The organism is Parabacteroides sp. KHUB-03, assembly GCF_056640975.1.
This window is the reverse complement of sequence record NZ_CM153257.1, coordinates 1,607,696-1,621,381: the sequence shown is the minus strand read 5'-3', so window position 1 is coordinate 1,621,381 and position 13,686 is coordinate 1,607,696. Positions and strand designations below refer to the sequence as shown.

At 43.9% G+C, this 13,686-nt stretch carries 10 protein-coding genes and 1 tRNA gene; 3 read left to right on the top strand and 8 right to left on the bottom strand.

The annotated features are described in order from the left end of the window. Positions 1-19 precede the first annotated feature (19 nt). Together ACYIB7_RS06955 and ACYIB7_RS06950 are read right to left on the bottom strand one after the other, a co-directional pair. Positions 20-1,246 carry a site-specific integrase gene (locus tag ACYIB7_RS06955; RefSeq protein WP_480338378.1) on the bottom strand — a complete coding sequence of 409 codons (1,227 nt, stop codon included), beginning with the start codon at positions 1,244-1,246 and terminating at the stop codon, positions 20-22. 242 nt (positions 1,247-1,488) lie between these two features. Next, a tRNA-Lys gene (locus tag ACYIB7_RS06950) sits at positions 1,489-1,561 on the bottom strand. 168 nt (positions 1,562-1,729) lie between these two features. Between ACYIB7_RS06950 and ettA the strand changes: the two genes are divergently transcribed. Both ettA and ACYIB7_RS06940 read left to right on the top strand, forming a co-directional pair. Then, positions 1,730-3,418, top strand: a complete 1,689-nt coding sequence (gene ettA, locus ACYIB7_RS06945; protein ID WP_103983093.1) for an energy-dependent translational throttle protein EttA — start codon at positions 1,730-1,732, stop codon at positions 3,416-3,418. 18 nt (positions 3,419-3,436) lie between these two features. Beyond that, positions 3,437-4,093, top strand: coding sequence for a 3-keto-disaccharide hydrolase (locus ACYIB7_RS06940; RefSeq protein ID WP_103983092.1), 657 nt, complete (start codon positions 3,437-3,439; stop codon positions 4,091-4,093). Between the two features lie 44 nt (positions 4,094-4,137). Here ACYIB7_RS06940 and ACYIB7_RS06935 read toward each other — a convergent pair whose 3' ends face one another. Beyond that, positions 4,138-4,689 carry an EamA family transporter gene (locus ACYIB7_RS06935; protein ID WP_480338377.1) on the bottom strand — a complete coding sequence of 184 codons (552 nt, stop codon included), beginning with the start codon at positions 4,687-4,689 and terminating at the stop codon, positions 4,138-4,140. Positions 4,690-4,856: 167 nt separating this feature from the next. Next, on the bottom strand, positions 4,857-6,374 hold the full coding sequence (gene dnaB / locus ACYIB7_RS06930) for a replicative DNA helicase (RefSeq protein WP_103983091.1): 1,518 nt from the start codon (positions 6,372-6,374) through the stop codon (positions 4,857-4,859). Positions 6,375-6,580: 206 nt separating this feature from the next. Between dnaB and ACYIB7_RS06925 the strand changes: the two genes are divergently transcribed. After that, a complete protein-coding gene (locus ACYIB7_RS06925) occupies positions 6,581-7,507 on the top strand; it encodes a magnesium transporter CorA family protein (RefSeq protein WP_099462896.1) in 927 nt (308 codons plus the stop codon). Between the two features lie 382 nt (positions 7,508-7,889). On the opposite strand, the gene ACYIB7_RS06920 is transcribed toward ACYIB7_RS06925, so the two are convergent. From ACYIB7_RS06920 to rpmI, 4 genes are all read right to left on the bottom strand, one after another. Continuing rightward, complete coding sequence (locus ACYIB7_RS06920; protein ID WP_103983090.1) at positions 7,890-10,133, bottom strand: GH92 family glycosyl hydrolase; 2,244 nt, start codon at positions 10,131-10,133, stop codon at positions 7,890-7,892. Between the two features lie 79 nt (positions 10,134-10,212). Next, positions 10,213-12,348, bottom strand: a complete 2,136-nt coding sequence (locus tag ACYIB7_RS06915) for a glycoside hydrolase family 20 protein (RefSeq protein WP_480338458.1) — start codon at positions 12,346-12,348, stop codon at positions 10,213-10,215. 686 nt (positions 12,349-13,034) lie between these two features. Further along, entirely contained in the window at positions 13,035-13,379 is a 345-nt protein-coding gene (rplT, locus tag ACYIB7_RS06910; RefSeq protein WP_099462899.1) for a 50S ribosomal protein L20, read from the bottom strand. Between the two features lie 106 nt (positions 13,380-13,485). Next, positions 13,486-13,683, bottom strand: a complete 198-nt coding sequence (gene rpmI, locus ACYIB7_RS06905) for a 50S ribosomal protein L35 (RefSeq protein ID WP_103983088.1) — start codon at positions 13,681-13,683, stop codon at positions 13,486-13,488. Between the last annotated feature and the right edge of the window lie 3 nt (positions 13,684-13,686).

Genomic DNA, 13,686 nt, shown 5'->3' with positions numbered 1-13,686 from the left:
GATAATGATTGTTTGGGGATTAAAGAATAAGTTTCAAATCGCGGGTTGCCTTGACGAACCTGTCCATGTCCTCGAACAGTCGCTTCGGGGTTACACGCGCGTATATCTGGGTGGTCTTTATGTTGGAGTGTCCCAGCATCTTGCTGATGGTCTCGATCGGCACCCCTTCCTCGAGCGTGACCAGGGAGGCGAAAGAATGCCTTCCGATATGTGTGCTAAGATTTTTATGAATTCCGCACACATCGGCAATCTCTTTCAAATAACTGTTCATGCGTTGATTACACAATACAGGCAATAGTTTTCCGGTACATTCTGCCACATTTTTATACTTTTCAAGTATAGAAGCTGCCACAGGTAGCACAGGAATGTTACACATGATTTTTGTCTTTTGCCGGTTCTTCCTTATCCAAAGTTCCCCTTTGTTGTCTTTTACCAAGTGTTCGGGTGATAAATCTTTCACATCGCTGAACGCCAAGCCAGTAAAAATGCAAAAGACAAAAACGTCACGTACCTGTTCTACTCGTTTAATTGTAAACTCTTTGGCGAGAATGATTTTAATCTCGTCCATCGTCAGAAATTCAGGATCGGTTTCTTCCAATTTGAAACGGTAGTAAGCAAACGGATCTTTCTTTATCCAGTCGTTTTCCAAAGCAATACGGATAATCTTCTTTAAATTCTTCAATCGGGTAATAGCGGAGTTCTGCGCACAACCTTTTTCGATCTTCAAAAAAGCATCGAACTTAGAAATGAAGTTGGCTTCCAAGTTGTTCAGGGCAATATCCGATAACTGATATTCTTTCTTAATGAATTCCTCCAAATATCGGGTAGTGGTTTCATACCGTTGAACGGTTTTACTAACAAAGTCTTTGCCGATCAGCTTACGGCTTTGTTCATTATGCTCCCTGAATACCTGCAATAGTGTTTTGTTATCTTCGTCCACACCGTAAAATAGTTTTCTCACAAGATCAACGGTGATAACCTTGTCGGAAGTTTCCAGTTCCCTATAAATTTGGTGTATGCGTGAGCGTGTGATTTCTATGTAATGGTTCAGTTCCACCGACATACGGTCTTTGCCTTTTGAATTCTCTTTAGCCTGATTCCATAGGTTTACGGGACAGCTTCTTTTGATAGAAATATCTACCATACAGCCGTTTACGGTGATTCTCATGCACACGGGTGCTTCTCCGTTCTTTAATAATTTGCCTTTCTTGATGAAGAACAATACAGAAAATGATTTTCGAGCCATTTTTACATCGTTTTTAAAGTTACAAAACTATGTATTCTCTTCCAAAGTAAGTCTATGCAAAATACTATGAATCAGTGAGAAAGATGCAAATTCGTGGGACTTTTTTGAACTAAATTTTAGTCCCACGATTTATCCACCGATAATATGCTTGAAACGGCTATTTTTTGCTACCTGCCAGAAAAAAGAAATCCCCGATAATTTTTGATTATCAGGGATTTGCTTGATTTTTCTTTCGTTTTCAGTGATCCGCCTGGGGTTCGAACCCAGGACCCCATCCTTAAAAGGGATGTGCTCTACCTGCTGAGCTAGCGAATCATCCTAATGCGTTACTTCTGTAATGCGGGTGCAAAGATAAAGTATAGAGTTTAATTATACAAATTTTGAGAGATTTTTTTTAGAATACAGGAAAAGTTTTAGAGTATACCAAAATAATCATGTACTTTTGTCTACAAACAAACTATTTATAATTATATATCTAACAATATGGCAGACGATAAGAAAATTATTTTCTCTATGGTGGGCGTAAGCAAGATGTTCCCGCCTCAAAAACAGGTACTAAAAGATATATATCTTTCTTTCTTTTATGGAGCTAAGATTGGTATTATCGGTTTAAATGGTTCTGGTAAATCTACCCTGTTGAAAATTATCGCCGGCATTGAAAAAGAGTATCAGGGAGATGTGATTTTCTCACCTGGTTATTCAATTGGCTATCTGGAACAAGATCCGAAATTGCAATCGGGAAAGACTGTGAAGGAAATCGTACAGGAAGGTGTACAGGATATTGTTGACACACTAAAAGAGTACGAAGAGGTGAACGAAAAATTTGGCGATCCCGAAGTATTGGAAAATCCTGACAAGATGGATGCTTTGATTACCCGTCAAGCTGAATTACAGGACAAGATAGATGCAACGGATGCCTGGAACCTGGACAGCCGTCTGGAACGTGCCATGGACGCTCTTCGCTGTCCACCCGAAGATCAGGTAGTTGACACGTTATCAGGAGGCGAACGCCGTCGAGTTGCCTTATGCCGCTTATTGCTTCAACAACCCGACGTATTGTTACTGGACGAACCAACCAATCATTTGGATGCCGAATCCATAGACTGGCTGGAACAGCATCTACAACAATATCCAGGCACAGTTATCTGCATCACACACGACCGATACTTCCTGGATCATGTGGCCGGATGGATTCTTGAACTAGACCGTGGAGAAGGTATTCCGTGGAAAGGCAACTATTCGTCATGGCTGGATCAAAAGACAAAACGTATGGCTCAGGAAGAAAAACAGGTGAGCAAACGTCGTAAAACGTTGGAACGTGAGCTGGAATGGATCAATATGGCTCCGAAAGCACGTCAGGCCAAAGGCAAAGCCCGTTTGAACTCGTATGAGGCTCTTTTGAATGAAGACCAGAAAGAACGCGAAGCCAAACTGGAAATCTTTATTCCGAACGGACCGCGTCTCGGTAATAAAGTAATAGAAGCGCAACACGTAGCAAAAGCCTTTGGCGACAAATTGTTATTCGACAATCTGAACTTTATGCTCCCTCCCAATGGAATTGTTGGCGTTATTGGCCCTAATGGTGCTGGAAAAACGACATTATTCAAGATGATTATGGGAATGGAAAGCATTGACAAAGGCTCTTTTGAAGTGGGCGAAACGGTTCAGATTGGCTATGCAGACCAGACCCACAAAGATATTGACCCGAAGAAAACCGTTTACCAGGTTGTTTCCGGAGGACAAGAGTTTATACGCGTCGGAGGCAAAGAAGTCAACTCTCGCGCTTATCTTTCCAAATTCAATTTTGCAGGAGCCGACCAGGAAAAGCTTTGTGGCGTATTATCCGGCGGCGAGAGAAACCGGCTACATTTGGCTCTTACCCTAAAAGCGGAAGCAAACGTATTATTGCTGGACGAACCTACCAACGATATAGACGTAAATACGCTCCGTGCACTGGAAGAAGGATTGGAAAACTTTGCCGGTTGTGCCGTTGTTGTTTCACACGACCGCTGGTTCCTTGATCGCATCTGTACGCATATCCTTTCGTTTGAAGGGGATTCGAACGTTGTATTCTACGAAGGTACATATTCCGACTATGAAGAATACAAACGCAAACAATTGGGTGATGTAGAGCCCAAACGTGTGCGTTATCGTAAACTCATTGCAGACTAATTATATAATATTAATACCATGAAGAAAAGACTAATCTCTCTGGCAGCCATAGCTGTTGCCCTTTTATGCTCTGGAAGTGAAGTTGTTGCACAGAAAACTATCAAGTTATTTAACGGCAAAGACCTTTCCAACTGGAATTTTGTAGTAGACAAAAACTCTGTTCCCGCCGATCAGGTATATTCCGTAAAAGACGGCATAATAAACATCACCGGCCAGCCTTTCGGCTATATGTACACGAAAGAAAAGTATGGCGACTACAAATTGCATTTGGAATACCGCTGGCCAAACGGTAAAGAAAAAGCAAACAGTGGCATTTTTTTACTGATCACCGATCCGACAAATCCCTTCCCGAATGGTATCGAATGCAACCTGATGCTTGACAATGCAGGCGACTTTGTTGCCCTTAACGGTGCCGATTTGGCCGAATATCAGGGCAAGCCCGGCGAGCCCCGTCCGATGTTTCCCGTTGTAAAGAAATCGGGGGAAGACACAGAAAAACCTGCAGGAGAATGGAACGAAGTAAACATCTTCGTGAAGAATGGTGTAATTACCGTTTATGTTAACGGCGCACTTAAGAATATAGGAACAAGCAACCAAAAGAGCGGTTATATCGGTCTGCAAAGCGAAGGAAAGGAAGTACAGTTCCGCAACGTAACGCTTACTCCGTGGGAATGATCTGAATAAACCATGCAACTCATCTAAACAGTGTGATGCGGCGATCAGACAAAGAACAACGATACGCCGCACACACTGATTATCGCTCCAATAATTTCCTTCAAAGTAACCTTCTGCTTAAAGAAAAACCAAGCGGGTGCCAGAATGATTATCGGCGTAAGCGCCATCAATGTGGAGGCAATGCCAGCCCCCGTATATTGCACAGCCATTAACGAGAAAGAGACACCCAGAAACGGGCCGAATATGGTTCCCCCGGTTGCCGCCGTCATTGCTTTGCAGTCGCCAAAGGAACGGACAAAGGCTTTGCCTTGCCGCATAGACAGCATTACGATCAAAAAGCCGCTCACTCCCACTATGGCACGTATCAACGTAGAGGCAAATGGAATCATTTGTACAACGACTGTATTGGCAGGATCGGCACTTTCCATATAACAGGACATTCCTAATTTACTGAACACCAAGCCTACGCCCTGCCCTACTCCGGCACCTATGCCAAATAAGATGCCTTTGGCAGGAAGTGTAAAATGCCATTTTTCGGACCCGCCACCACCCCGGCCCACAATGGAAAGACCGATACCAAACAGGGTAACCACCATTCCGGCAAGCGGATTATATTAAGTGGCAACGCCCCTATCCGCTTGCCGGCATACTCAAAACATAATGCGGTTATTGTCCACGAAGCCGCCACACCTAAAGATATAATTTCTCCCGTATAAACCTGCAAGGAGGAAAGACTGCCTATCGCCATAATGTATTTTATCCGCTAAAACGGTACCTCGTTGCTGCTTCCCTGATTCAGGAAATCGGCACCTGCCGGAGGTATAGGAGGCAAAGGTTCCGGCGCACTGTTCATATTAGAAGAGAACTCGCGGATCGGGATGTCTTCTTCTATGTTCATAAACTTGGCAAACTCGTTTTTGAACCGGAGTCTCACATCTCCTGTTGCACCGTTACGGTGTTTGGCAATGATGATTTCGGCAAGGCCTATCAATGAGTTTCCACGTTCATCTTCTGTAATCTTATAATATTCGGGACGATGAATAAAGCAAACCATATCGGCATCCTGCTCAATTGCACCTGATTCACGCAAATCGGCCAACTGGGGGCGCTTCCCTTCTACTCCTTGGCGGCTTTCAACACCACGGTTCAACTGTGACAGGGCAATAATAGGAATATTCAACTCCTTAGCCAGGCCTTTCAGAGATCGCGAAATGGTACTTACTTCCTGTTCACGGCTACCGAAGTTCATACCGCTGGCATTCATCAACTGCAGGTAGTCAATAATAATACATTTGATGCCATGTTCGCGCACCAGACGGCGCGCTTTGGTACGCAATTCAAAGACTGACAAACTGGGCGTATCATCCACATAAATAGGCGCATCATAAAGTTCCTTGATTTTAAAGTCCAGCTGCTCCCATTCGTAGCTCTCCAGGCGTCCGCTCTTAATCTTTTCGCCCGGAATCTCACATACGTTCACAATCAAACGGTTCACCAACTGCACATTGCTCATTTCAAGCGAAAACAAAGCTACCGGAGTATTGAAGTTAACCGCCATATTCTTAGCCATAGAAAGCACAAACGCAGTCTTACCCATCGCAGGACGGGCGGCTATAATGATAAGGTCGGAATTCTGCCAACCCGAAGTAATCTTATCAAGCCCTTCGAAACCGGTTCGCAGACCGCTCAAGCCTTCCTTCTGGTTGGCTGCTTTCTGCAACATCTCCATTGCATCCTTGATTACGGGATTGATCTGGGTAACGTCTTTCTTTACATTACGTTGGGATATTTCGAACAGTTTGCCTTCGGCTTCCTGCATCAGATCGTCTACGTCAATGGTTTCGTCAAATGCTTTGCCCTGAACCATAGCTGTGAAAGAAATCAGTTCGCGTGCCAGATATTTCTGGGCAATAATGCGGGCATGGTATTCTATATGGGCGCTACTGGCCACTTTACTGGTTAGCTGGGAAATATAAAAAGGTCCTCCCACTTCTTCCAGCTCGCCTCTGCGTTTCAACTGCTCGGTCACAGTCAGCATATCTACCGGACGTTGGCTGATAGCCAGGTCTACAATAGCAGAATAAATCTTCTCATGCGACTTTTCGTAAAAACACTCTGGCTTCAATATTTCACTTACTATTGAATATGCGTCTTTCTCGAGCATCAATGCCCCCAGAACAGCTTCTTCCAGTTCGCGAGCCTGTGGTTGCAAACGTCCCATATCGGGCACTACCACTGTCTTCTGTCTTCCTCTTCCTGTATTCTTGGTTCCTTCTGCCATTGTTCATTACTTAATTGGGGAATCAAAGGTAACATTTTTTGCCAAAGTATACAGAAAAAAGACTATCTTTGCGACCGTAAAAAGTAATTATCAATTATGGACGACAGTATTCCGCGAGAACAGACAGACAAGTACAAATTAATGTAGCGCGGAGGATATACCACCTCATTATCCTCTGCACTCAACAATGATGAAAGGAGGCAATAATGAGAAGTTTTCTTTATTGTGAAGCCGGCTTTGTAGAAAAAAAGCAATGGCTTCCTAACTGCTGGGTTAATGTAGAATGCCCCACTACGGACGATATCCGATATCTTATTAACGAATTCCAGGTTCCCGAATCTTTTCTTAGCGACATTGCCGACACCGACGAGCGTGCCCGCATTGAATATGAGGGAAAATGGTTGCTTACGATCCTGCGTATTCCGGTACAAAGCAAAGAGCAAGGGATTCTTTTTACTACCGTACCTATCGGAATCATCACAAATAATGAAATTATAGTAACGGTTTGCTATTATAAAACAGAACTGATCTCTGACTTTATCCGGTACACACGCCGCAAGGAAGTGGTAGTACGGCATAAATATGATTTGATATTACGTCTTATTCATTCGTCTGCCGTTTGGTATCTGAAATACCTGAAACAAATAAATTATGCCGTTTCGCAGGCAGAGAAGGCATTAGAGAAAAGCATCCGCAATGAAGATTTGCTTACGCTGATGAAGTTGGAAAAGAGTATGGTTTTCTTTAATACCTCTATCCGCGGCAACGAAGTGATGCTTACCAAACTGCAAAGTATTTTCCAGGACCCGATTTATATGGACAAAGAATTAGTAGAGGATGTAGAAACCGAGTTGAAGCAGGCTCACCTGACAGTAAACATATACAGCGACATTCTTACCGGTACGATGGATGCCTTTGCCTCTATTATATCCAATAATGTGAATACAATTATGAAACGCATGACGTCTTTATCCATTATCCTGATGGTGCCTACGTTAATTGCCAGCTTTTATGGTATGAATGTTCCAATTTATATGGAAGACATGCCACACGGGTTTATTCTCATTGTTTTATGCTCCATTTTTCTATCTGCTACGGCATTCTTCATATTCAGAAAGATCAAGTGGTTCTAATAAGCCCAGACTTTCCCAAGCCCGGATATACCGCCGCCTGTACACCCTCTTTGTCTTAGCCTCATTCGGCTTCCCGCCCTTCCCTGGTTGAACCATCCCCCTAGGTAGGGAGAAACAATCTCCCTAGGTAAGGGGAAACAATCTCCCTAGCTAGGGGGAAATAATCTCCCTAAGTAGGGAGATGCTTCAATCAGGGGAGTGTCAATGATTTCTGCAGCCGGCAGTGGGCAGCCGACGCTTTTGGTTGAAAGAGATGCCCCTCCCCCCCCGGATTTGTATTACCGGATGTAGAACACGCAGAAGAACGCAGACCCTATTGATTATTAATAAAATCAATAGGGTCTGCGTTCCTTAATTCCGGCTTTTGACAGCCTCTTCTTAATTACTTATGTGTATCTTCCAGAATATATTTAAGTACGCCTGCATTTACAAGTTCTTCCTGTGAAATGGTATAACCTCTCAGTTTCTTATCACCGGCATATACGTCCTTGATATAAATATCTTCCGGCTTATTGTGTACAGACTCTATTACCAACCGGCCTTTGGGATAGAACTTCTTATCCAGTTGGATCGTTATCTTGTCAAACGTTGGCGAAGTTACTACATAGTTCACATCTCCGGGGCAGGCCGGATAGAATCCCATCATGGAGAAAATAGCCCAGGCAGACATCGTTCCCGTATCCTCGTTGCCCGGCACACCATTCGGCGCATTATGATAGGAGTCTTTCAACAATTGACGGACAATCTTCTGCGTACGCCAGGCCTCGCCTTTAAAGTAGCTGAACAGATAAGGATATGCAATATCGGGTTCATTGGCCGGATCATAATACCCTTTATCGAACACCATCTGAAGTTTGTCTACAAACTTCTTATCACCGCCCATCAACTTTGCCAACCCTTTAATATCGTGCGGCACATAGAAGGTGTAGTTCCATGAATTGCCTTCATGGAAGCCCGGACTTGGTTCAAAGTTCTCGCCTTGCTTCGGATCGAAAGGGGAATAGAACGTCCCGTCCGGCAAAATAGGGCGAAGCGTGCCGAACTCTTTACTATAATAGTGTTTATAGCCCAAAGAGCGGTCGCGGAATAGCTTGGCATCTTCTTTCTTGCCCAAAGCTCCGGCAAAGTTGGCCAGGTTCCAATCGGCAATATAATATTCTAAAGCATGGGAGACTGAGTTGTCGTATTGTTCGCGCAGTGGCACATAGCCTTTGCTGAAATAATCGTTTGCATCCGGACGGAGCAGGTTAAATTCGCCCGGAGTAGTTGCTCCTTTGCGCATAGCTTCGTAAGCTGTTTCCACGTCGAAATCGCGTAAACCGCGCATCCATGCATCTACGATATAAGGTATGGAAGGATCACCTTCCATGGTGAGTGTCTCCCGTCCGTAAAGCTCCCATTTGGGCAACCAGCCGCTTTCCTTGTACATATCGATCATGGTACGGATTATATCGAGCTGACGTTCGGGGTAAAGTAGTGTCATCAACGTGCTGACATTGCGATAGGTGTCCCATAAAGAGTAAACTGTATAACGGTTGCCTGTTGTATGGCCAACTTTCAGGCTTTCCATCATCGGATATTCTCCGTTCACATCCTGAATAATGTTCGGATGGATCAGCAGATGATACATGCCGGTATAAAAGATTGCTTTCTCGTCATTTGTGCCTCCTTCTACCTTCACCCGCGAAAGATCGTTGTTCCACATCGCGCTGGCTGCTGCACGTACTTTATCGAATTCGAAGTTGGGTTGCTCCGTATTCATATTCAGACGGGCATTCTCGATGCTGACGAAAGAAACGCCGACTTTCACCTCTATAACTTCGTTTTCGTCTGTATCATAAGTAAACCAGACGCCAACATCATCGCCACTCATTTCGCGGGTATACTTGGTATACAGTTTATATTTGCCGGAATAGGCATCCCATTCGGCCTCTACGCCTTTCATCTCGCGTTGTTTCTTCCAATACCCCATTTGCTTGGGAGCTTTGCTCACCTTCATTACAAAATAGATAGGAAACACGGCTTGCGGATTATAGCAGAAAGTTCCCAGTAATTTGCTTCCTTCTATCTCTGTATCGTTCACGATGCGAACGGTTGCTCCCGATTCGTTTGTCAGGCCTTCACCCAGATTCATCAGGATATTGCCCTGCCCTTTCGGAAAAGTAAAGCGGCTAAGTCCGGTACGCATGCTTGCTGTGGCCTCGGTCTTGATTCCATATTTAGTCAGCGTATTGCTATAGTAGCCGGGATGAGCCGTTTCATCTTTATACTGGCTGCCGTATTCTTTATAATCTACATTAAGTTCGCCGCTTGTAGGCATCAAAAGCAAACTGCCCAAATCCGGGCACCCTACACCACTAAGGTTTACATGAGAATAACCGGTAAAGAAGTTGTTGTCCGACGTATACGGCGTAGACCACCATTGGGCATCTTTGTCGAACTTATTCGTTGCGGAACCCATTACATTAAAAGGAACAACGCTCATCATTCCTTGCGGGCATATAGCGCCGGGATTAGTTGTCCCGTAATTGCTCGTCCCTATGAAAGGATTCACATAATCTACCGGTTGTTGTGCCGATGCCATAAGGCCGCCACACAAGAGAAAGGTCATTAATTGCTTCTTCATTTATCTATTAATTTTAGTATTATTACCGAGTTATAAGTAAAAAGACTTCCCATGCGTAAGTAGAAAGTCTTCCTCCGATCTACCAGATTACTATCTCGTCTGCAAAGATGAAACCGTTGTTTACTTCTGTTGCTTTCAGGCGGATATACCGGGCTTTCCAATCGCCGGAGAACGTATATTCCTGGAAAGAAAGATCTTTATCCGTATTGGATATCGTTGTAGGAACAACTCCCCGGGATATGAAGTTTTCGCCATCTTCGGAAGTTAACAGTTCCACTTCACCCGGTTGAAAGACGCCTGGGCCAATCAGTTGCATAAAACGAATAGAAACTTTATGTATATCTGTTTCTTCTTCCATATCCACCACGCAGTCGAGGTCATTCAGATACCCTTGCCAACGTCCGTCCAAATAGGTAAGACCGCCACGATAGCCATCCAGCAGGGCATTCATTCCGCCGGCCATATATCCGCTATAGAGTTTACTGTTATAATGTATAGGTTTGTTGATGCTCCGGTGATAGTCTACTTTCTTTTCAGTAGGCGTTCCCTGCAATTTGCCGTCACGGAAAATGGCAGCTTTGATATAAGCGGAGTCTTTCACAACAATAGCTCCTTTATATAATGTTGAAGAAGCTGTAGGTACAGATCCGTCGGTTGTATAGCGGATCTCGGCCGGATATTTCTCGGCATCAAGCACAACTTCTATCAGCTTCTTTACTGTGTCTACTTTCATCACAGTTTCTATTTCGTCCGACAAGGTAAAAGTATTTATACCCATCTTTTGCAATACCGGAATATTGGCATTCATACGTGGCTTAAAGTCTTCCCAGCTACGCAAGTCTTGCGGTGTCCAGGCAATTTCGGCCAGCGCAAGAGCACGGGGAAACATCATATATTCTAAATGATCGGTTGTCTGGATATACTCAGTCCACGTATTAGCTTGCACGCCTATAATATGTTTGCTCTCTTCCGCAGTCAATGAATCGACGGGAACAGGGTTATAGCTATATACATGCTTAACCGGCGTATAACCGCCAATTGCATACGGCTGTGTTTTAGGATCGGCCTGATAAAAATCAAAATACATATAACCTCCGGGAGTCATAATCACATCGTGTCCCATGCGGGCAGCTTTAATACCTCCGTTTTCGCCGCGCCACGACATCACGGTTGCTTCCGGCGCCAGACCGCCTTCAAGTATCTCGTCCCAGCCTATCAGTTTACGGCCTTTAGAAATCAAGAACTCTTCGGCGCGGTGTATCATATAGCTTTGCAGTTCGTCTACGCTTTTCATGCCTTCTCTGGCCATCAAAGCTTGACATTTAGGGCACTTCTTCCAGGCGCCTTTCCCGGCTTCATCACCTCCGATATGGATGTATTCGGATGGGAAAAGGTCTGTTACTTCCGTCAGTATATCTTCCATAAAGGCAAAGCTCTTTGGGTTGCCAATACAGAAATCGCCGTTCTGATAGGGCTTGCCTGAGCAGGACAATTCCGGATAGGCAAACAACACTTCATCCGAATGGCCCGGGAATTCGATTTCGGGGATAATGTTAATGTGGCGTTCGGTAGCGTAGGCTACCATTTGCCTGATATCCTCTTTGGTATAATATCCTCCATAAGCACCGGGAGTGCCCTCAGGAAGGTATTGGCGGTCTTTGCCGTCCCACCATTTCTGCCAGTCGGATTCTGTACGGAAAGCTCCTTTGGTAGTCAGTTTAGGGTATTTATCGCTTTGAAAACGCCAACCTCCAGCGTCGGTAAGATGGAAATGAAGAGTATTCAGTTTATAGTAAGCCATAGCATCAAGTAGCTTAAATACCTCCTCTTTGGGGAAGAAATGGCGAGACACGTCTAGATGCAACCCACGGTAAGGAAAACGAGGAGTGTCATAGATATCGACATAAGGAATACCTTCGGGGGTGCCTAACTGACGAAGCGTCTGTTTGGCATAAAACAAGCCGGCATCGGTAGCCGCTTCCGCTTCAATTCCTTTCGAAGTGACTTTGAGCCGGTAGGCTTCGGGATTTCCACCATCAAAATTTTCATGGAGGATATACCGGATAGTACCGGATTGCCCCTCTCCCATCAGCAGGTTGGTATCGGCTTGGAAATAGCCGGTGCCAACTACCATTTCGGCAGGTTTGGGAATAAGTTTTACCCGCATGGTTTGTTTGGGTGTACAAGCTCCCATGAGGAACGCCGAAGCGACCATACAAAGAGCAACATGTTTAAATGACTGTTTTGGCAGTTGCATAGAATCGGTTATTATTTAAGTGTTTCTTTCTTGGCGGGTAAATATACGAAGATTAGTTATCTTCCCCAAGATACAGATACTAAAAAGTCGCTAAAGGAGGCCGCCTTTATACTTCCGGAAATACAAGAAACGAATGTTTTGCAGGTATTATACAAATGCATACTTTTACAAAAATAGAAGGATAATGCAAAATAAAGAACTTTGCAAACAAGAAAAGCTCAAATCGTTTCCTATTTTATTGTCCAATTCTGTTATGGATGCCGTAATGCGAGTTCATATCCAATAAAAAAGGGAAAACCTCATTTGAGATTTTCCCTTCCGTATTGAAAAAGCCGCACCGTAGATATGAACAAACTCCGTATGACAGGATTTGAGTGCTTTGTCACCTTTGTAATCCGCCGTGCTAAGCATACCCCGAAGGGCGCGGCCCGCCATTAGCAACAAGAGCTATGTCTCGGAATTGAATAAACTGATGAGTTTCCCAATCGAACAAGTGCGGCTTAACTCATCTTTCTTTTCACAAAGATATGTAATAGGATTGATAATTCCAAACATTTTCCTTGAAAAAAGTATGTTTTTATTCTCCATAAAATAAAAAAAGGCCTTTCTTCCGAAAGACCTTTTCATTCATGTATAGCATAAATTTACTTTACTTTTGCTACGATAGCTTTGAAAGCTTCAGGATGGTTCATGGCTAAGTCGGCCAAAACCTTACGGTTCATCTCGATGCCGGCAGCATGCAAAGCTCCCATTAAACGAGAGTAAGACAAACCTTCCAAACGTGCTGCAGCATTAATACGTTGAATCCACAATGCGCGGAAATTACGTTTTTTGTTACGACGGTCACGGAAAGCATAAGTCAAACCTTTTTCCCATGTGTTTTTAGCTACAGTCCAAACGTTCTTGCGTGCACCATAATAACCACGGGTAAGTTTTAAAATCCGTTTTCTTTTTGCTCTTGAAGCAACATGATTTACTGATCTAGGCATAATTCTAATCTGTTTTGAATGTTAGCGTCATCCTTTTCAGATGATCTTAATTTGCTAAATGCATTCGGTTAATAAAAATCGTTTAAAACTCGCTTAATTAAAAAGATTACTTCAAGCCAAGCAATTGCTTAACATTGCTTACATCTACACTAGCTACTAAACCTGTGTGAGTAAGATTTCTCTTCTGCTTCGTAGTCTTCTTTGTCAGAATGTGACTCTTAAAAGCGTGTTTTCTTTTGATTTTACCTGATCCGGTAAGGGCGAACCTCTTTTTGGCACCGGAATTAGTCTTCATCTTAGGCATTTT

Excerpts from the sequence above, each read along its gene's own strand:
- ACYIB7_RS06955 (WP_480338378.1), bottom strand. The coding sequence starts at position 1,246 with ATGGCTCGAAAATCATTTTCTGTATTGTTCTTCATCAAGAAAGGCAAA.
- ettA (WP_103983093.1), top strand. The coding sequence starts at position 1,730 with ATGGCAGACGATAAGAAAATTATTTTCTCTATGGTGGGCGTAAGCAAG.
- ACYIB7_RS06940 (WP_103983092.1), top strand. The coding sequence starts at position 3,437 with ATGAAGAAAAGACTAATCTCTCTGGCAGCCATAGCTGTTGCCCTTTTA.
- ACYIB7_RS06935 (WP_480338377.1), bottom strand. The coding sequence starts at position 4,689 with ATGGTGGTTACCCTGTTTGGTATCGGTCTTTCCATTGTGGGCCGGGGT.
- dnaB (WP_103983091.1), bottom strand. The coding sequence starts at position 6,374 with ATGGCAGAAGGAACCAAGAATACAGGAAGAGGAAGACAGAAGACAGTG.
- ACYIB7_RS06925 (WP_099462896.1), top strand. The coding sequence starts at position 6,581 with ATGAGAAGTTTTCTTTATTGTGAAGCCGGCTTTGTAGAAAAAAAGCAA.
- ACYIB7_RS06920 (WP_103983090.1), bottom strand. The coding sequence starts at position 10,133 with ATGAAGAAGCAATTAATGACCTTTCTCTTGTGTGGCGGCCTTATGGCA.
- ACYIB7_RS06915 (WP_480338458.1), bottom strand. The coding sequence starts at position 12,348 with ATGGTCGCTTCGGCGTTCCTCATGGGAGCTTGTACACCCAAACAAACC.
- rplT (WP_099462899.1), bottom strand. The coding sequence starts at position 13,379 with ATGCCTAGATCAGTAAATCATGTTGCTTCAAGAGCAAAAAGAAAACGG.
- rpmI (WP_103983088.1), bottom strand. The coding sequence starts at position 13,683 with ATGCCTAAGATGAAGACTAATTCCGGTGCCAAAAAGAGGTTCGCCCTT.